This is a genomic window from Aureimonas glaciei (genome assembly GCF_014643375.1).
GTDB lineage: Bacteria > Pseudomonadota > Alphaproteobacteria > Rhizobiales > Rhizobiaceae > Plantimonas > Plantimonas glaciei.
Genome location: NZ_BMJJ01000002.1, coordinates 278,594 through 297,496, shown reverse-complemented (window position 1 = coordinate 297,496; position 18,903 = coordinate 278,594). Strand labels below are relative to the sequence as shown.

Genomic DNA, 18,903 nt, shown 5'->3' with positions numbered 1-18,903 from the left:
GCCATGCCGGCACGGCATGGCCTGCGGGAAAAATGGGGTCCGCCGGGCGGGGTGACGGCTCCGCCAGCTTGGGAGGCCAGCGAAACGTTCCTTGGGAGAATGTGTCGCGCGCCCGGCTTCCCACGTCCCTCCCCGGCCGCAGTGGGCACGACGGCCGGGAAGGGTGTTCGAAATGTTATTGGGTGATTTTGGCGACGTCGAAGACGAACTCGCCGGTCTTGGCGAAATGCTCGACGCGCTGCTTGTTGCGCGCCTCCATCTCCTTGATCGACTCCGCCTGCTTGTTCACCTCCATCGGGTCGTGCTGCGGATCGTATTCCGAGCCCTCGACCTTTTCGGGATAGCCGGGCTTCGGCTCCCAGCAACTGCCCGCCTCCTTGCAGACCGTGCCGTCATAAGCGAGGGCGGCGGGGGCGAAGGCACCGAGGGACAGCGCCAGGGCGCCAAGGGCTGCGATGATGGTCTTCATGTCGTTTCTCCCTGATCTCGTTGTTCCGGTCGCCCGCCGGCGGCGTCGACCCTTGCGCGGGTTGCGGTCTTCTGATCGAGGCCGCTTTCCGGTCCTTGCGACGGCCGCGCCGGCTGGGCCCGACCGTCCTCATCGCCGCCTCACGGCTTGCGCGGGCGGGCCTCCGGTTTCTCGTAGGGCTTGAAGGCGGCGCGCTGTTCGGCCGTCAGCCAGACCGCCGCGGCGGGGTCCCCGGTGTAGAGATGCCGGATCCAGGCGATGGTCTTCAGCATCTCGTCGAGGGTCAGGCTGCCGTACTGCGGCCCCATCTGGCCCTGCGCGCCGCCGTAGATCGTCTCGAACAGGCCCTTGTCCGTCTCGTTCTTGGGATAGGTCCAATAGGCGTCGTTGAGCCCCGGGCCGATCTTGCCCTCGGCATAATGGCCGTGGCAGCCCGAGCAGGCCGTCAGGAAGAGCTCCTCGCCTTCCGGCAGCACGGCATCGTCCCCGGTGTAGGGATTGGTGCCGGACTGCAGGAAAGTCTTGACCGCCGCAGTGTCGCGGCCCTCGTCCATGGCGAAGCTCAGGTCGAGCGGCGAGCCGTCGACGGTGTTGGTCAGCTGGATGTTCGCCGCCGCGCCGAAAGCGATCAGCGCGATGCCGGATGCCAGGAAAATGATGCGCTTCATGATGCGTTGTCGTCCCGAAGTATCGCCAAGGGTTCAGCTGCTGGGCGGCAGGAGGGGAATTCCCTCGGCCTCCAGGATCGCGTGGATCTGCGGGGCGGCCTTGGCGAGCCCCGTGTTGACCGCCTGCAGCAGCGCCTCGTCGCCTTTGCGCACGCCGACCGACTGGTCGTATTGCAGAGCCAGGGCGACGCCGTTCTGCTGCTCGAGCGCATTGGTGATCAGCGTCAGCTTCAAGGCGCCGTTCGAGGCCTTGACGTAGCGGGCGACCTCGGGCGCAAACGCGATGGCCAGATCCGCCTCGCCTTGCAGTTCGGAGACGATCCGCTCCGGCGCAACGTCGGAATACTGGTTGCGCCGCGACTCGAAATTGACGAGCGAATAAAGGTAGGCAAGGTTGTCCTCGTATTTGCCGGCATACTTCATGATCGTCTCGGCCGGCGAATAGAGGCGCATCGACACGCGTTTCACACCGGGGCTGTCGACGTCCTGCCAGCGCGAGCCGTTGAAATTGTCCTTGGTCTCGCTGACGAAGGCATAGCCGGTGCGATAGTAGGGCTCGGACGTCAGCAGACGGGGATCGCCGGTGTCGACGCCAAGCACGACATCGCACGTCTGCTTTTCCAGCCCGTCGCGGACGAGATAGATCGCGTTCTTTTTCGTCCAGACGAACTGCGCCTCCCGGCCCATCGCCGCGGCCAGGGCCAAGCCGATCTTGTTCTCGAAGCCGGATCCGTCCGCCTGGGAGAAAGGGACTTCCTTTTCCGAGGAGCAGATCCGCAGCGTGTCGCTGATCGAGTAGGCGCTGGGGCCGACCTTCAGGTCGGCGTCGGTCGGCTGGGCTGCCGGGGTCGTCGCTGTCTCGGCAAGGGATCCTGTGGCAAGGAAGACGGCGAGCGCCGACCCTGTGAGGAGGGCGCGGGCGCCGGGCAGCCGGCCCCTGAAGGTGGATGAGGGTGTGGTCATCGGTGTTCTCCCGAAAGAGCGATCCGGGCGCCCGTGGTTCGGCGCGCGAGGGACGCGGTGGGCGGAGGCGGAGGACATGCCGGCCTGTGCCGGCATGCCTGTCGTCGCTCAGGGATCAGGACGGGTCCTGGCCGGTTTCGAGGGCGGCGCGGTTGCCCTTGTTGGCCGGCGGCGGCGAGCCGATCGTCGGCTGGTACTCGCCCTTCTCCAGATCGCTGTAGGGACCCTCGCCGTTCAGCGAGAAGACCATCACGCCGCCGCCCATCTGGGTGTAGTTCGCCAGTTCCTTGAAGGCGCCGACGGCACCGAGGCCGGCGGTCGGATCGGCGAGGTCGAAGACGAGGCCGACGCCCGGCCAGCCGCCGACGCCGTAGTAGATGGCGACGTACTGCACGCCATTGTGCTCGTAGGTCATGGGATGGCCGATGACGCCCGACGGCAGCTTGTACTTCCACAGGAGCTCGCCCGTGTCGGAGTCGCGCGCCTTGATGAAGCCGTCGAGGGTTCCGTAGAACATCACGCCGCCGGCGGTGGCGAGCGTGCCGCCCCAGGCCGCGAAGCGCTCCATGACTTCCCACTTGAAGTCGCCCTTGATGGCGTCATAGGCCTTGACCTGGCCGAGGCCGAGATAGTTCTGCCGGTCGCCCTTCGGCCCCGGATACATGTTCAGCGTCGCGCCGACGAAGAACTGCCCGGCCCGGTAGGGCAGCATGAAGGGCTCCCAGTCCATGCAGATGTGGTTGATGCCCATGTAGAAGAGCTTGCGGGCCGGGTCGAAGGAATCATGGCCCTGGTTGTGGTAGCCCATCGCCGACGGGCAGATGTCGCGCGCCGTGTGGTCCATGCGCGTGCCGAATTCCGGATCGCGCTGCGGCAGGCCGGTCTTCAGGTCGACCTGGGTCACCCAGTTCACCGTGTCGTCGATCTTGTCGGCCGAGACGAGGTCGCCATTGGTGCGGTCGAGCGTGTAGACGATGCCGTTGCGGTCAGGGTGGGTCAGAAGCTTGCGCATCTTGCCCTCCTTGTCCTCCTGCTCGGACAGCATCATCACGTTGACGCCGGCATAGTCCCACTCGTCATGCGGCGTCTTCTGGTAGCCGAAGGCGGCCATGCCGTCGTCGGGGTCGCGGCCCCAGATGGTCATCGTCCACTTGTTGTCGCCGGGCCGCATGGTCTCGTTCCACGGCGCGGGATTGCCGGAACCGTAGTAGAAGAGATCGACGTCGGGATCATAGGCATACCAGCCCCAATTGGTGCCGCCGCCGATCTTCCAGGCGTCGCCCTCCCAGGTCTTGGTGCCCAGCCCCTTCTGGCCGTATTGCGGATTGGCGTCGTTGAAGTTGGCGCCGAGGCGGACCTCCTCGTCGGGGCCAGTGGCGTAGGAGCGCCAGAGCTGCTCGCCGGTCTTGACGTTGTAGCCGGTGACGTAGCCGCGCACGCCGAGCTCGGCGCCCGAGGAGCCGACGACGACGATGTCCTTCATGATGTAGGGGGCGATGGTGAGGGTCGAGCCGACCTTGATGTCGGAATTCTCCAGTTCCCAGCGGGTGACGCCGGTCTTGGCGTCCATGGCGACGATCTTGCCGTCGAGCTGCGTGCGGAACACCAGAGGGCCGACGCTGTCGTCGCCCGGCCAGTAGGCAAGACCCCGGTTGACGACGTCGCAGCAGGCCACCGCGCGGGCGGTCGGATCCTGGCGCGGCTTGTTCTGCCAGACGATCTTGCCCGGCTCGTCGAGCGAGAGCGCGAAGGTCGTGTTCGGGAAGGGCGTGTGGACGTACATCATGCCGTCGACAACGAGTGGCGTTCCCTCGTGGCCATGCAGCACGCCCGTCGAGAACGACCAGGCAGAGCGCAAATTCTTCACGTTCTCCTTGTTGATCGTCGTCATCTCGCTAAAATTCTGGGCGTTGTAGTCGCGCCCGGTCATCACCCAGTTCGCCGGGTCCTTCGCCAGCTCGACCAGCTTCTCATTGGCGGACGCGCTCAGCATCGATCCCGTCAGCACGGTACAGAGCAGTGCGGCACCCGACACGGTGGACAAGTACTTCATCATTGTTCCTCCCTGGATTGATCGATCCGTCTCTTGACGTTCATCGAACGGAAATTGCTGGTGCCCATCTGAGAAGCCACTGAACACACACCGTATTCGGCAGTGTCCAAATGCTGTCACGCCCTCCCGGAGCCGTCCATGGGAACAGGAAGTGCATTCATCGGGAAGAACTTCCCGACGATCATCGGACTGTTACAGAAAAATGCTGCCGCCAATAAAGATGTTGCGCCGCGCTTTCGCAATGCAACATCAAAATTCAGCTGTTCTTGTGATTGATTTGCTTGCAGGCACGGGGCAGGATCAGGACGGGCACCGAGAAAGCAAACGAGCATGCAGGCGAGATCGCGATTGGCCGACGCACACTGTTGGGGGACCACGATCGCCTTCACGGCCTGCCTGCTGGTGACGGCCTGCGACGACGCCCCGGTGCCGCTGGTCGACGCCCGCATACCAGGTCCGCCCGAGCCGCGATGGCAGGCGCTATCCGAGACGACGGCGCCCGAGGTCTGGCTGGCGGGCCTCGATTCCGGCGAGGTGCGGCGACCGCCGGCGGAGCGGGTCGAGCGCTTCCGGAAGCTTCTCGGCGAGGCCTCCGTCTCCTATGTCGAAAGCCCCCGAATGATCGCCAACCGGCTGGTGCAGGCGCAGGACTCGATCGAGGCGACGCCGGGGCTGGGTGGCGGCGCCGACGCCACGCTGGAGGCGCTCTTCCACCGCCTGCTGTTCCGGTCGCGCGACGGGCAGAAGCTGTTGTTCGGCACCCTCGTCCACCACTATCTCAATCTGCTGCGCCAGGGGTTCGACAAGGAGGCCGCCAGTCTGCGGCTGGCGGCGGAATTCCGCGCGGAAAGGCTGCCGCATGGGCTCTGATCGCGCACGGTCATCCTGGGATCGAGACCGCCTCTTGCCGGGGACGGGGGCATGACGGCCGAAACCGCGCCGCACGCTTTGGCACTGGACGGGGTCCCGGCCCGGCGGGCCGTTCGCCTGAAGCTGCGCATCCTCGCTGGCCTCCTGTGCCTCAGCGCCCTCGTCTGGCTCGCCGTCGCCTTCGGCCTCGTGATCAATGCCCGCCTGGCGACGGAGCAGGAGGTCGAAGCCTCCTTCCAGATCGCCGCGCGCTTCATCGCTTCGCGGATCCCCGCGATCGAAGCGGCCGATGCGCCGGGCGCCGCCCTGGCGGAGCTGATCGAGGAACTCTCCGAGATGCGCCATGTCTCGGCCACCGTCACCGAGGAAGGCGGTGTCGAGCGATCCTCGGTGCCGGCGCACGAGGCGCGCCAGGCCGAGGAGGACGAGGGCGTCGCCTCCCCTTCCTGGTTCACGTCCCTCATCCACGCCGAACCGCGGGTGGAAGTCTTTCCGCTGCGGTTTGCCGACGACCACAAAGGCCGCGTGCTGCTCGAATCCGACGACAGCGACGAGATCCTGGAAGTCTGGATGGATTTTCGCATCATCCTGCCGCTCACGATGGGCTACGGCGCGCTCATTCTCGTCATCTCCTTCGTCTCGATCGATCTCATCTTCTCCCGCCTGAAGCGGGTGACCGAGGCGCTCGACGACCTGCGTGGCGGCCAGCTCGAGACCCGCGTGCCGATCACCGGCTACGCCGAATTCCGTCCGCTGGCCGACGGGGTCAACGACCTCGCCTCGCATCTCCTGGCCAAGCAGCGGGAGAACCAGCACCTCGCGCTGCGCCTGCTGCTGGCGCAGGAGGACGAGCGGCGGCGGCTGGCCAACGATCTCCACGACGAAATGGGCCCGCATCTCTTCGGCATCCGAGCCACCGCGGGCTCGCTGAAGCATCTGGTCGAGGCGCAGTCGACCGACCGGGACGGCACCCTGTCGGAGACCGTCGCCGCGATCGACGCGCAGGCGCGCACGATCCAGGAGATCGTGCGCCGCGTGCTGTCCAATCTGAGGCCGATGTCGATCGCCAAGGTTCCCTTGTGCGATTCCATCGGCGAACTGGCTGCCGAATTCGAGCGCATCTCGCCCGGCACCGTCTTCGACCTCGACTGCCGGACAGAGGATTTCAGCTTCGGCGACGTCGTCGACCTTACCGTCTATCGGTTCGTTCAGGAAAGCGTCCTCAACGCCATTCGCCATGGCAGAGCGAGGCGCGTGAGCGTCGCGCTGGTCAGCGGTCCCGCCGCGGGCGCCGTGTCGTCCCTGCCGACCGTTCTCGACGTGACGGTCGTCGACGACGGCACGGGACCGCCGCCCAAGCCCGGCACGGGTCTCGGGCTTCTCGGCATCGCCGAGCGGGTCGAGGCGCTCGGCGGTTCCTGGACGGCGCCGCAGCGCACGGCGGACGAAACGCGCACGTCCATGCGGGTTCCCTGCGCCCTTGCCCGGCGCATCGATCCCGACCGGCCGACACGCCCATGAACCGGTTCCGCGCAGAGGGACAAGGTCGGCGGCATCGCCCGGTCGATTGCCCGGCCGGGGCCAGGAGAAGCCAGCCATGTACACCTTGATCATCGACGACCATCCGATCGTCCTGCAGGGCTGCAAGCGGATCGTCGCCGCCTACGGGGCCTGCGAGATCGTCGGCGCCGGCTCGCCGCTCGAAGGATTCCGCTCCTATCGACGCCAGCGGCCGGAAACGATCCTGCTCGATCTCTCCTTCGGCACGAACGCCTTTGCCGGTCTTTCCTTCCTCCGGCGGCTGCGCAGCTTCGACCAGCGGACGCCGATCCTGGTCTTCTCCATGTACGACGATCCGATCGTCGTGCGCCGGGCATTGAATCTCGGCGCCACCGGCTTCGTGCAGAAGGACGCCAGCCCGGAGGAGATCGGCAGCGCCTACGAGGCGGTGAGCCAGGGGCGGCCCTTCCTGTCGGCGAGCCTCGCGACCAAGGTGGCTTTCCTCAACCAGCCCTCGGACAACCCCGCGACGGCCTCCTTTTCCGCCCGCGAACTCGAGATCATCGGCGCGCTGGCCGCGGGGCATTCCTACCAGGGCATCTCCCAGGCGCTGGGCATCAGCTACAAGACCGTCGCCAACATCTGCTCCAGCCTGAAGGTGAAGCTTTCCGCCAAGGCCCTGCCGGACCTCGTCTTCAAATGCATCCGCCTCGTCGACGCCCAGCGCTCCAGCCGGCGCCTGTAGGCGGACGCCGCCGGCAGAGCCGCGAGCGACGCTTCGAAGCGCCGCGACACCGCCCCGCCACCCTCGTCGCCAAGGCTTCGGAACGCGGTCGCCTGGCGATGTCCTACAGGAGACATCGATGCTCAACGCTCTCGATCGCTACAGCCCCCATGCCCTCGCGGCCCTGCGCATCGTCACGGCCCTCATCTTCATGGAGCACGGCACCCAGAAGCTCTTCGGCTTCCCGGCGGTTTCCGAGCGCGGCATGCCGGCGCTTCTCTCGCTGTCGGGAGTGGGCGGCATCATGCAGTTCGTCGGCGGGATCCTCATCCTGTTCGGCGTGCTGACCCGGCCGGTGGCCTTCCTGCTCTCGGGCCAGATGGCGGTCGCCTATTGGATGTTCCACGCGCCAGATTCGCTCTATCCGGTGCTGAACGGCGGCGACACGCCCATCCTCTACTGCTTCGTCTTCCTGCTGTTCGTCTTCACCGGTCCGGGCGCCTGGAGCGTCGACGGGCTTACCGCCGGTCGCGGGACGCAGCGGCTGGCGTGAGAACGGTGGCCTGGCCTTGGATCTACCGGCAGGGCCAGGGGCAAGGCGGCGCAGCCCGGCGGCGGCGCGGACTCAAGGACGCTCGACCGAGACCGCACGGCAGCCCAAGGACGCCGACACGCACGGTTCGACAGCCGCGGGCGCCGCGCAAGGCAGGCGCCATCATTCTCAAGAGATGTCTTCGATGGGAAGGGGAACTGGTACGCCCAAGGGGAATCGAACCCCTGTTTACGCCGTGAGAGGGCGTCGTCCTAACCGCTAGACGATGGGCGCGTAACCAGTGCGGTGGGGTATAGTCGGGGATTTTGCCGAACGCAAGCCCCTTCCGCCGACTTCCGTCGCATCGCGCCAAAGCGGCACCGAGGCCCCAAGTGTCAGGGGGGCGAGACCTTGTAGCGGGCGATGATCGCCCCCGTCCGCAGGTCGACGCGCAGAAGGTCTGATGTCGCGCCCTCGAGGCGCAGGAGGGCCTCGTCGCCGTCGAGCGCCATGTCGGCGATGGCGCTGCCGGCCGGAAGGTCGATCGCAAGGTCGAGATCGCCGGCGGCGGGGCTGTCCTGGTTGATCTTGTAGACAACAGCGCCGAGCACGGCCATAACGCCGATCAGCATCGTGGCGACGGCGACGGCCAGAAGCCGCACCATCTTTCGCCGGAGGCGTTCGGTGGCCGGGTCGAGCGGCGCGTCGTCGTCGTCGTTCACGTCGGCCATCGCCGTCTTCTCCCCGAGCGCCACCGCTCACGACGCCTTGTCCAGCGCATCCCTTGTCCGGTCAGTCTCGCGAGGCGCCGGATCTTTTTCCTGCCGCGGAGGCTCCCATCGAACCCGGTCCTACAGTCGAGGACGACGTCGAGGCAAGCAGCTTCGTCGTCGGCGCCGAACAAGCCGGACAGCGGCTCGACCAGTTTCTCGCCGCGCAGTTTCCCGGCGTGCTCTCGCGCAGCCGGATCCAGGCGCTGATCGAGGCCGGCGAGGTCACGATCGGCGGCGCGCCCAGCCGCATCTCCAAGCGCAAGGTCGCCGAGGGCGAATCGGTCGAACTGGTCGTGCCGGAGGCGGTCGACGCCGATCCCTTGCCCGAGGCCATCCCGCTTGCCGTGCTCTACGAGGATGCCGCCCTCATCGTCGTCGACAAGCCGGCGGGGCTCGTCGTCCATCCCGGCCCCGGCAACTGGACCGGAACGCTCGTCAACGCCCTCCTCCACCATTGCGGCGACAGCCTGTCGGGCATCGGCGGGGTGAAGCGGCCGGGCATCGTCCACCGGCTCGACAAGGACACCAGCGGCGTCATGGTCGTCGCCAAGTCCGACATCGCCCATCGGCATCTCGCCGAACAGTTCGCCGCGCATGGCCGCGACGGCCGGCTGGAGCGCGCCTATCTCGCCATGGTCTGGGGCGTGCCCTTACGCGCCGCCGGCACCATCGACGCGCCGCTCGGTCGTTCGGGCAGCGACCGGACGAAGCGCACCGTCGTCCCGGCGACGCGCGCCGACGCGCGCGAGGCGATCACACATTTTCACGTTCTCGCGCGCAGCGCCGTGGCCGGCGAGGATTTCGCCTCGCTCGTCGAATGCCAGCTGGAGACCGGACGCACACACCAGATCCGTGTCCATATGGCGCATGTCGGCCACCCCTTGATCGGCGACGAAACCTATGGCGCGGGCTTCGCCACCAAGGTGAAGCGCCTGGAGCCGGAAGCGGCGGCGATCGTCGCCGCGCTCGGCCGCCAGGCGCTGCATGCCCATCGGCTGGGCTTCGAGCATCCACTGACGGGCGAGACGATGAGCTTCGAGACGCCGATGCCGGCGGACATGCAGGCGCTGGCGACGGCGCTGGGACTGTGAGAGGCGGCGCGTTCTGTGCGGCGCCGCAGCGAAGTGCGCCGGCGTTTTCGGGGACTCGATAGGGCCCCAAACGAAAGCGCTTGCAATTTAGACCGAATGGTATAAAACGGCGGCTCACGGTGTGGTGCATTGCCGCGCGCCCTTATTCGGACGCGAAAATCGGCAATGTATCCTCTCCTGTTCACATTGCCGGATCGGCCGTGTGCGGTCCGAGCATCGGCCGGCTTCGAGCGAAGCGGCCGTTTTCAGAAGGAGGGTGCATTCCATGGCCCAAGCCAGTTTGCCCAGTATCGCTTCAGCCGAAGGCGGCCTCAGCCGCTACCTCGAGGAAATCCGCAAGTTTCCCATGCTGGAGCCGCAGGAAGAGTTCATGCTCGCCAAGCGCTATGCCGAGCATGACGACCGCGTTGCGGCGCACAGGCTCGTCACCAGCCATCTCCGGCTCGTCGCCAAGATCGCCATGGGCTATCGCGGCTATGGCCTGCCGATCGGCGAGGTCGTGTCCGAGGGCAATGTCGGCCTGATGCAAGCGGTCAAGCGCTTCGACGCCGATCGCGGCTTCCGGCTCGCGACCTATGCGATGTGGTGGATCAAGGCCTCGATCCAGGAATACATCCTGCGCTCGTGGAGCCTGGTGAAGATGGGGACGACCGCCAACCAGAAGCGGCTGTTCTTCAACCTCAGGAAGATGAAGTCGAAGATCCAGGCGCTCGAGGACGGCGACCTCAAGCCCGAGCAGGTCGATCACATCGCCACCCAGCTCGGCGTGTCGAAGGAAGAGGTGATCTCGATGAATCGCCGGCTGTCCGGCGACGCGTCGCTGAACGCGCCGATCCGCGCTGGCGAAGGCGAATCCGGCGAGTGGCAGGACTGGCTCGTCGACCAGTCGGAGAGCCAGGAGGCCATGCTCGTCGAGCAGGACGAACTCGACCAGCGCCGCGGAATGCTGCGCCAGGCGATGAACGTCCTGAACGATCGCGAGCGGCGGATCTTTGAAGCGCGGCGCCTGTCGGAGGACCCGTTGACGCTCGAAGCCCTGTCGGACGAGTTCGACATCAGCCGCGAGCGCGTGCGCCAGATCGAGGTGCGCGCCTTCGAGAAGGTGCAAAAGGCGGTCAAGGACACAGCCGAAGCCGCTCAGCGCCAGCTGCGGGTGCTCGAAGAGGCCTGAGGGTTTTCGCCCGGTCGGCGGCGGCAGCCTTCACTGGGACCCGTCGCCGGCAAGGGCGGGCATCTGAGGATATCATCAAGGGCGACCGGTCTGCCGGCCGCCCTTTTTGCATGTCGGAGCCGGTTGCGGCGGCCAACGCCCGGGCACGAGCCCGCCGCAGGGACCGTCAGTTCACGTCGCCACCCGTCGCGCCCGGGTCCCGCCCGACATCGCCGGCCGGTTGGCCATCGCCGCCCTGCCGCGGCCGGGTCTCGTGATGGTGAAGAAACAGCGCTAGATCGCTGTCCGAGATTCGCCATCCCTTGCCGATGTCGATCGCACGCAGTTCGCCGTCCTTGATCCAGCGACGGACCGTGGCCTCGTGCACCTTCAGGCGCTCGGCGACTTCGAGGACGGATTGATATCGATCGTGGGGCACCGCGTCGCCTTGCCTTCTGCATTTTCGTTCATAATAGCGAAGCCTGGTGCAACCGACTTGATCCAGGTCAAGTCTGGCAGCGTTCGGACGTGCTTAGTCACGCTGGAAGCTCTCCGGAGACTCTGATGAAACGGACCCTGATGGCGACCGACCCCTCCGAGCGTGCGGATCGCACGATCCGGAGCGGACCATGCCTTCACGCTCGCGACCGGCGCGCTGCCGGCCGATCGCCCTGCCGATCCGTCCCTCATCATGGTTCCGGTTGTTCCTCAACGCGTTAGAAAGGACATCCCGTGTCGCCCGTCCGCCTCGCCTACATGCCCCTCGTCAGCTATCCGGAATCCGCGCCCGACGACGCCGTGAGAGCGGGACAGGCTCTCGCCACCTCCCTGCGGTGCGAACTCAGCGCGACGGCCTTCGCCGTCGATATTCCCCGCGTCCCGCTGCCGATCGGCGGCCTCTTGCTCAACATGCCGGAAATGACCCGGATGGCGGAAAAGCACAGCCTGACGCGGTGCGGTGAACTGGAGGCGTTGCTGACGAGCGAGACGGGATCCGATCTCAGAATCGACGTGTCGACGCGGCATGCCGGGCTGGGGCGGGCGCAATACGGCGCGGCGCTCGAGGCGCGGTCCTTCGATGTGGTGCTGCTGCCCTGGTCGAAGGAAAGCGTCTCCGTCCGCGATTTCGCGCAGGCCATCGTGTTCGAGGCGGGTCGCCCGTCCATCCTCGTGCCTCCCGGCGCGACCGCCGCGCCGATCCGGCACGTGGCTATCGCCTGGGATGCGAGCCGTCTCGCCGCCCGGGCGCTGGCCGACGTCCTGCCCCTCCTTCCCGATGACTGCGAGATCACCGTCCTGACCGTCGAAGACGACAAGACGCTTCCGGGAAAGGGTCTCGCCGAGGCACTGGCCGCTTCACTGCAAAGGCGCGGCTATAAGGCCACGGCGCAGGCCGTGACGCTGGACAAGCGGAAGATCGCGGTGGCCCTGCAGGAGGCCGCCCTCTCCGCCGGCGCGCAGATGCTGGCGATGGGCGGCTTCGGCCATTCCCGCATCAGGGACTTCGTCCTCGGCAGCGCGACCACCGGGGTTTTCGACGATCTTCGCTTGCCGGTCCTGTTGTCCCACTGAAAGCCGCCACAGTCGGATTCTCTCCGGCTCGGCAAAGAAAAACGGCCCCGCTGCGAAGCGGGGCCGTTTTGCGATTGCAGCTCTGGTCTGCGCCTCCGCTGCGCAGGCGCGGCTGCCGCGCCGGCGGACCGTCAGCCCTTGGCCGCCCAGGCCTCCATCGCCTCCTTGAAGGCGCGGTCTCCGGGGATGCCCTTGTCGATCGAGATCAGCGCGCGGCGTCCGGTGGCGTAGGCGATCGGAATGTCGATCCATTCCTCGCGGCCCATGAGCTCAAGATTGGTCTTGGTCGCCTGCTCCAGATTGTTCAGGGCGATGATGAAGAAGCCGTCGGAAATCTGCCCGGCGACGCCGATCAGCGGCTCGCCGCGGGCCTCCTCGGTCGGCTTCAGCGCCAGGCGTTGCACGTTGGCGATCTGGCCGCCGGCAAAATTCTCGGGAACGTCGAACATCAGCTCGATGACATGGCTCGCCGGCAGCGTGGCATCGGCGTTGCGCCGGATCGTCATCGTCAGCTTGAGATTGCGCTCGGGAATGTCGGCCACGGCGCGGATCGCCGCTTCCGGCGGCTGGCCCTCGGACGGCGATTCGTTGACGACGCTCCACACCACGTTGCCAGCCTGCTGCGACCCCTGCTCGGCCTCGGTGCGCTCCTCGTAGAACACCGCCTTCTGCGCGACGGCGGGTGCGCCGGCGACCGTCGCCGGCGGCAGAGCGGCCGTCTGCGTCTCGGTCGCGGCGGGGGCCGCTGCGGTCTCGGGCACCGTCGGCGTCTCCGTCGGCGCCGCCGGCGGCGGCACGGCCGGCGCCAGCGTCGCGCTGGTGTCGGGCGGAGAGGCGGCGGCGATGTTGGTGCCTTCGTCGAAGGCGTTGGCATCGGGCGTGCCGGGGCCCTCGTCGACTTCCGTGCCATCAGGCAGCAGGCGCTGGGTAAAGCGACGCGCGGACGCCGGCGCCGGCGCAGCGGCCGGCTCCTCACCGTCGGGCGCCAGTGCTGCCGTCTCTTGGCCGGCAAGCGGCTCCTCGACGGCAGCCTCACCGGCCGCGGCCGCTTCGCCCTCGCCGGTGGCCTCTGCCGGAGGCTCCGTCCCGGCCAAGGGTACCGCCGAAGCCGGCGGCGTCGTAACAGGCGCCGTCGCCGGAGACGGCGCGGCACTGGGCGCCGTGGCCGCGACGGTCGTCGTCTCGCTGTCCGGGGAGATCAAAAGGGCCTGGAGATCCTCGCGGTACACATAGGCCAGCGTTGCGCCACCGCCAACCAGGAGGACGGCGAGGCCGGCCAGGATCGAGGTCCGGTTGCGGTTCGGCGTCGCCGACCGGCGGCCGTTGTTGGCATAGCGCGGCGCGGCGATGTCGGCGGCCGGGATGCTGTCGAGGCCCGATTCCGGTTCCGTGCGATCCTGCGCCGGCTGCGGCTTCAGGACGTTGACCGGTGGATCGCGCCGCTCGCCGGACAGACGCGGCTCGGTCGATGGAATGCCCGTTCGCCCGTCGGCAGGTCCCGTCCTGTCGGCCTTCGACGGTCCGGCGGCATCGGCCAGTCGCTTCGACGCCATGCCCTCGCTGGCGGCATCGGTCCGGCGCACGCCGCTGGCAGGGTCGACGGCCACTTTCGGCCAGGCCGGCTTTTGCGCCGAGGGTAGGGAAGACGGAGCCGGTGCAGCGGGACGAGCCGGCCCCTGCCCCGGGGCCGCCGTGGCGATCCCGCGGTCGGCCCGCGGCATCGGCGCGCCTGCGACCGTCGGCGCGGGCGGCGCCGGCCGTGCGGGCTCGGGCGGCGCCGACTTGTCGGTCGGCGGCTTTTCCGCGGCCGGCCTCTCCGGCGACGGCTTTGCCTCCGCCGGCGCTGCCGCCGGCTTTTCGGCCGCGGGCTTTTCTGCCGCGGGCTTTTCGGCCGTCGGCTGATGGGTGCCGGCCTCGAGCTCCAGATAATGGTCCTCGGTGCGGTCGATGGCATCGGCCAGCGCCGATCGGCGTGCCTCGATGACGCTCTCCGACAGAGGCGGGCTCGCCGAGGCGATCTGCCGCTCGATCGCCGAGCGGGCCTTTTCGTAGACCTTCGCCCTCAGATCGGCAGAGGCCCTGGGCAGGCCGTCGATCGTCTTACGCAGAACCGCGCTCAAATCGGCCATGGGTCGCAGTCACTCACTCGGCTTGGTGCTTGTTTGCACAAAGGATTTAGGACGAAGCTAGCAAAGCTGACTTCGGGAGGAAAGGCTAGTCGCCGGCCTTGGCCGCCCCGGCGGCGGACCGGGGACCGTCGCCGAACGAGCATCGGCACCGGCAGCTTTCGCGAAACGAACCTCTAGTCTTGAAACGGATCGCGAACAAGTATCGTGTCTTCTCTCTCAGGAGAGGTAGACAAAAGCGTGACCGGCGCACCGACCAACTCCTCGATATGGCGAACATATTTCACGGCCTGGGCCGGCAGGTCACTCCAGCGGCGGGCACCGGCGGTGGTCTCCTTCCAGCCTTCCAGCGTCTCATAGATCGGCTCCAGCCGCTCGGTCGCGCCGAGCGTCGCCGGGAGGTAGTCGATCTCCTTGCCGTCGAGGCGGTAGCCGACGCAGATCTTCAGCTCGTCGAGGCCGTCGAGCACGTCGAGCTTGGTCAGCGCCATGCCGGTCATGCCATTGATCGCAACGGCCTGGCGGACCAGCACCGCATCGAACCAGCCGCAGCGCCGCTTGCGCCCGGTGATGGTGCCGAATTCATGGCCCTTTTCGCCCAGAAACTGGCCGATCTCGTCGGTCAGCTCGGTCGGGAAAGGTCCCTCGCCTACGCGCGTCGTGTAGGCCTTGGTGATGCCGAGCACGAAGCCGAGGCTGCCCGGGCCCATGCCGGAGCCGGCGGCCGCCTGTCCGGAAACGGTGTTCGACGAGGTGACGAAGGGATAGGTGCCGTGGTCGATGTCGAGCATGGTGCCCTGCGCGCCCTCGAACAGGATGCGGGCACCGGCCTTGCGGCGCTCGTCGAGCAGCTTCCAGACCCGGTCGATATAGGGCGTGATCTCGGCGGCCACCGAGGTGAGTTCGCTGAGGATCGTCTCCGCCGCGACCTCCGCGACGCCGAGGCCGCGGCGCAAGGGATTGTGATGGGCGAGCAGCCGCTCCACCCGCTCCGGCAGGATGTCGGGATCGGCGAGGTCCATGACGCGAATCGCCCGGCGGCCGACCTTGTCCTCATAGGCCGGGCCGATACCGCGACGGGTCGTGCCGATCTTGGTGCCGGTCGCCGCGTTCTCGCGGATGGCGTCGAGCTCGCGGTGCAGCGACAGGATCAACGAGGCATTGTCGGCGATCCGCAGCGACTCCGGCGTGATCGACACGCCCTGCTCCCCGAGCCGCTTCTTCTCGGCGACGAAGGCATGCGGGTCGAAGACGACGCCATTGCCGATGATCGACAGCTTGCCCTGGCGCACGACGCCGGAGGGCAGCAGCGACAGCTTGTAGGAGACGCCGTCGACGACGAGGGTGTGGCCGGCATTGTGCCCGCCCTGGAAGCGCACGACGACGTCGGCCCGTTCCGACAGCCAGTCGACGATCTTGCCCTTCCCCTCGTCTCCCCATTGCGATCCGACGACGACGACGTTGGCCATGCATTCTCCTCGCGGCTGGACGCCCGCTCGGGCGCCGCCAATTCTCTCTTTACGTCCGGTCGAATCGATCGGACCCGACGCGGTCGACGTGCCCGAAAAGACACTCGCAAAACGGCCGGACTATAGTGTCAGTCGCACTCCGAAGCGAGACGCGCTTGCCCTTTTAGCGACAGGAACTGCTTCGGACAGCTTATTTACCTGCCGCACCCTTTGCGGCAAACGCGCGCCACCGTAAACCCGTCGCATGAAAAACCGACTCGCCCACCCCTATGCGATGCTGACCCTCGTCGCCCTGATCTGGGGCGCCAATGCCGTGGCCGGAAAGCTGGCCGTCGGGCATGTCTCGCCGATGATGCTGACCTTGCTGCGCTGGATCGTCGCCTGCGCGGTGCTGGCGCCCTTCGCCTGGCCGCATGCCCGGCGCGACTGGCCGTTGATCCGTCCGCGCCTGCCCTTCCTGATCGCGCTCGGCGTCTTCGGCTTCAGCCTGTTCAACGCCCTCTTCTACTTCGCCCTCACATATACGAGCGCGCTGAATGTGGTGATCGAGCAGGCGTCGATGCCGCTCATCGTCTTTGCCCTGTCCTTCATCCTGTTCTGCACCCCGGTCACGCGCTGGCAGATGATCGGCTTCGTGGTGACGATCACCGGCGTCGCCGTCACCGCCTCGCATGGCGATCTCTCGGCGCTGGCGAGCCTCGAGCTCAACCGCGGCGACGCGCTGATGCTGCTGGCGGTCCTGTTCTACGCCGGTTTCACGGTAGGCATCCGCTCGAAGCCACCGATCCACTGGCTCAGCCTCATCTTCGTCCTGTCCCTGTCGGCGCTCGCGGCCTCGTTTCCGCTCGCCGCCATCGAGGCCGCGAGCGGCGCGATGATCCTGCCGGATGCGAGAGGCTGGGGCGTCGTCATCTTCGCGGCCCTGCTGCCCTCAATCGTCTCGCAGTCGCTCTATGTCCGCGCGATCGAACTGATCGGCGCCAACCGCGCCAACCTCTTCACCAATATGACGCCGGTGTTCGGCGCGATCCTGGCAATCCTCGTCATCGGTGAGGAACCGCATCCTTACCACGCTCTGGCGCTCGGCCTGGTGCTGGGCGGGATCGTGATCGCGGAGCGGCGAAGCGGGCGGAAGACGGCCCCTGCCTTGCCGCCGACGCTCTGAAGCGCGTCCTCGCGGACCCGCTGATGTCAGGGCGTCGCTCGCCTGCCTTTGGCCGCCCGCGGCCGGCTGCCTGAAGCCGGCCGCGGGCGGTAGGTGAAGATCAGACGTCGAAGGACAGAAGCTTTGCCTGGCCGATCTTCTTCAGGCTGCGGATCTCCGCCATCACCGCCTCCTCCAGCGGCTCGTCGAGATAGAGCATGGCGATCGCATCGCCGCCCTTGGTGTTGCGGCCGAGGTGGAAGTTGGCGATGTTGATGTTGTTCTTGCTGCACATGGTGCCGAGCTCGCCGATGACGCCGGGCTCGTCGTGGTTGGTGGTGTAGAGCATGTGGCGGCCGACCTCGGCCTCCATGTTGATGTCCTTGATCTGGATGAAGCGCGGCTTGCCGTCGGAGAAGGACGTGCCGGCGACGGAGCGCGAGAATTTCTCCGTCGTCACCGTCAGCTTGATGTAGCCGTCGAAGACGCCCGACTTGTCGCGCCGGACCTCGGAGACGATGATGCCGCGCTCCTTGGCCATCAGCGGCGCCGAGACCATGTTGACCGACTGCATCAGCGGCTTCAGGAGGCCGGCCAGCGCGGCGCTCGTCAGGGCGCGGGTGTTCATCGCGCCCGGCGCGCCGTCGTAGACGATCTCGACCGCCTTGATCGGATCCTCGGTGACCTGGCCGACGAAGGAGCCGAGGATTTCGGCGAGCTTGACGAAGGGCGTCAGCAGCGGCGCCTCCTCGGCCGAGATCGAGGGCATGTTCAGCGCGTTCTGCACCGCGCCGGAGATCAGGTAGTCCGACATCTGCTCGGCGACCTGCAGCGCGACGTTCTCCTGCGCCTCCTCGGTCGAGGCGCCGAGATGCGGGGTGCAGACGACGTTGTCGAGGCCGAAGAGCGGCGAGTCCTTCGCCGGCTCGGTCTCGAACACGTCGACGCCGGCACCGGCGACCTTGCCGGACTTGATGGCCTCGGCGAGATCCTTCTCGACGACGAGGCCGCCGCGGGCGCAGTTGATGATGCGCACGCCGTCCTTCATCTGGGCGATCGCCTTGGCGTCGATGATGCCCTTGGTCTTCTCCGTCATCGGCGTGTGCAGGGTGATGAAGTCGGCGCGCTTGAAGAGAGTCTCGAGCTCGACCTTCTCGATGCCGAGCTGCGCGGCGCGGTCGGCCGACAGGAAGGGATCGAAGGCGATGACCTTCATCTTCAGCCCGACGCCGCGCGAGGCGACGATCGCGCCGATATTGCCGCAGCCGATGATGCCGAGCACCTTGCCGGTGATCTCGACGCCCATGAAGCGGTTCTTCTCCCACTTGCCGGCCTGGGTCGAAATGTCGGCGGCCGGCAGCTGCCGGGCGACGGCGAACATTAGCGCGATGGCGTGTTCGGCGGTGGTGATCGAATTGCCGAAGGGCGTGTTCATCACGATGATGCCCTTCCGGCTCGCGGCCGGGATGTCGACATTGTCGACGCCGATGCCGGCGCGGCCGACGACCTTCAGCTTCGTCGCCGCGGCAATGAGCTTTTCGGTCACCTTGGTGGCGGAGCGGATGGCGAGACCGTCATACTGGTCGATGACGGCGAGAAGGGCATCCTTGTCCTTGCCGAGATCGGGGAGATAGTCGACCTCGACGCCGCGATCCTTGAAGATCTGGACGGCGGTGGGGGAAAGCTGATCGGAGACGAGAACGCGCGGGGCCATGATGTGTCCTATCGGTTTGCTGGACGTTGCTGCCAGCTGCAAAGGGATGTGGGGCAGGCCGCAAACGGCCTGCAAAGGGGATGCG

17 protein-coding genes, 1 tRNA gene and 1 pseudogene are annotated in these 18,903 nt (G+C 67.1%); 9 read left to right on the top strand and 10 right to left on the bottom strand.

What is annotated here, in order from left to right; translation table 11 throughout:
- Positions 1–175 precede the first annotated feature (175 nt).
- The 4 genes from IEX88_RS05400 to IEX88_RS05385 all read right to left on the bottom strand — a co-directional run bounded on the left by IEX88_RS05400 (position 176) and on the right by IEX88_RS05385 (position 4,156).
- Entirely contained in the window at positions 176–469 is a 294-nt protein-coding gene (locus IEX88_RS05400) for a methanol dehydrogenase (RefSeq protein WP_188849549.1), read from the bottom strand.
- A gap of 140 nt (positions 470–609) precedes the next feature.
- Complete coding sequence (gene moxG / locus IEX88_RS05395) at positions 610–1,137, bottom strand: cytochrome c(L), periplasmic (RefSeq protein ID WP_188849548.1); 528 nt, start codon at positions 1,135–1,137, stop codon at positions 610–612.
- Positions 1,138–1,170: 33 nt separating this feature from the next.
- Positions 1,171–2,100 carry a methanol oxidation system protein MoxJ gene (gene moxJ / locus IEX88_RS05390; protein WP_188849547.1) on the bottom strand — a complete coding sequence of 310 codons (930 nt, stop codon included), beginning with the start codon at positions 2,098–2,100 and terminating at the stop codon, positions 1,171–1,173.
- A gap of 115 nt (positions 2,101–2,215) precedes the next feature.
- Positions 2,216–4,156, bottom strand: coding sequence for a methanol/ethanol family PQQ-dependent dehydrogenase (locus IEX88_RS05385; protein WP_188849546.1), 1,941 nt, complete (start codon positions 4,154–4,156; stop codon positions 2,216–2,218).
- 135 nt (positions 4,157–4,291) lie between these two features.
- On the opposite strand from IEX88_RS05385, the gene IEX88_RS05380 reads away from it, so the two are divergent.
- The 5 genes from IEX88_RS05380 to IEX88_RS05360 all read left to right on the top strand — a co-directional run bounded on the left by IEX88_RS05380 (position 4,292) and on the right by IEX88_RS05360 (position 7,800).
- Entirely contained in the window at positions 4,292–4,429 is a 138-nt protein-coding gene (locus IEX88_RS05380; protein ID WP_188849545.1) for a hypothetical protein, read from the top strand.
- Positions 4,430–4,501: 72 nt separating this feature from the next.
- Complete coding sequence (locus IEX88_RS05375; RefSeq protein ID WP_188849544.1) at positions 4,502–5,023, top strand: hypothetical protein; 522 nt, start codon at positions 4,502–4,504, stop codon at positions 5,021–5,023.
- Positions 5,024–5,074: 51 nt separating this feature from the next.
- Positions 5,075–6,544 (top strand): histidine kinase, encoded by a 1,470-nt coding sequence (locus IEX88_RS05370; RefSeq protein WP_188849543.1) that lies wholly within the window; start codon positions 5,075–5,077, stop codon positions 6,542–6,544.
- Positions 6,545–6,620: 76 nt separating this feature from the next.
- Positions 6,621–7,268: a response regulator transcription factor gene (locus IEX88_RS05365; protein ID WP_188849542.1), complete on the top strand. Its 648-nt coding sequence runs from the start codon at positions 6,621–6,623 to the stop codon at positions 7,266–7,268.
- A gap of 118 nt (positions 7,269–7,386) precedes the next feature.
- A complete protein-coding gene (locus IEX88_RS05360; protein WP_188849541.1) occupies positions 7,387–7,800 on the top strand; it encodes a DoxX family protein in 414 nt (137 codons plus the stop codon).
- Positions 7,801–7,998: 198 nt separating this feature from the next.
- Here the strand turns inward: IEX88_RS05360 and IEX88_RS05355 are convergent.
- Both IEX88_RS05355 and IEX88_RS05350 read right to left on the bottom strand, forming a co-directional pair.
- Positions 7,999–8,073, bottom strand: a tRNA-Glu gene (locus tag IEX88_RS05355).
- Between the two features lie 287 nt (positions 8,074–8,360).
- Positions 8,361–8,480, bottom strand: a pseudogene (locus IEX88_RS05350) (fimbrial protein); the annotation flags it as partial.
- Positions 8,481–8,617: 137 nt separating this feature from the next.
- Between IEX88_RS05350 and IEX88_RS05345 the strand changes: the two are divergent.
- Both IEX88_RS05345 and rpoH read left to right on the top strand, forming a co-directional pair.
- Entirely contained in the window at positions 8,618–9,643 is a 1,026-nt protein-coding gene (locus IEX88_RS05345; protein WP_188849825.1) for an RluA family pseudouridine synthase, read from the top strand.
- 265 nt (positions 9,644–9,908) lie between these two features.
- Positions 9,909–10,814 (top strand): RNA polymerase sigma factor RpoH, encoded by a 906-nt coding sequence (gene rpoH, locus IEX88_RS05340; RefSeq protein WP_188849540.1) that lies wholly within the window; start codon positions 9,909–9,911, stop codon positions 10,812–10,814.
- 166 nt (positions 10,815–10,980) lie between these two features.
- Here the strand turns inward: rpoH and IEX88_RS05335 are convergent, their stop codons facing one another.
- Complete coding sequence (locus IEX88_RS05335; protein ID WP_188849539.1) at positions 10,981–11,232, bottom strand: helix-turn-helix domain-containing protein; 252 nt, start codon at positions 11,230–11,232, stop codon at positions 10,981–10,983.
- A gap of 293 nt (positions 11,233–11,525) precedes the next feature.
- Here IEX88_RS05335 and IEX88_RS05330 point away from each other — a divergent pair, with 293 nt between their 5' ends.
- The gene (locus IEX88_RS05330) at positions 11,526–12,365 is read left to right on the top strand and encodes a universal stress protein (protein ID WP_244639861.1); all 840 of its coding nucleotides are present in this window, start codon (positions 11,526–11,528) and stop codon (positions 12,363–12,365) included.
- Positions 12,366–12,496: 131 nt separating this feature from the next.
- On the opposite strand, the gene IEX88_RS05325 is transcribed toward IEX88_RS05330, so the two are convergent.
- The gene (locus IEX88_RS05325) at positions 12,497–14,494 is read right to left on the bottom strand and encodes a hypothetical protein (RefSeq protein ID WP_188849538.1); all 1,998 of its coding nucleotides are present in this window, start codon (positions 14,492–14,494) and stop codon (positions 12,497–12,499) included.
- 173 nt (positions 14,495–14,667) lie between these two features.
- On the bottom strand, positions 14,668–15,960 hold the full coding sequence (locus IEX88_RS05320) for an adenylosuccinate synthase (protein WP_188849537.1): 1,293 nt from the start codon (positions 15,958–15,960) through the stop codon (positions 14,668–14,670).
- Positions 15,961–16,204: 244 nt separating this feature from the next.
- On the opposite strand from IEX88_RS05320, the gene IEX88_RS05315 reads away from it, so the two are divergent.
- Positions 16,205–17,125, top strand: coding sequence for a DMT family transporter (locus IEX88_RS05315; protein WP_188849536.1), 921 nt, complete (start codon positions 16,205–16,207; stop codon positions 17,123–17,125).
- A gap of 100 nt (positions 17,126–17,225) precedes the next feature.
- Here IEX88_RS05315 and serA read toward each other — a convergent pair whose 3' ends face one another.
- The gene (serA, locus tag IEX88_RS05310; protein WP_188849535.1) at positions 17,226–18,818 is read right to left on the bottom strand and encodes a phosphoglycerate dehydrogenase; all 1,593 of its coding nucleotides are present in this window, start codon (positions 18,816–18,818) and stop codon (positions 17,226–17,228) included.
- Between the last annotated feature and the right edge of the window lie 85 nt (positions 18,819–18,903).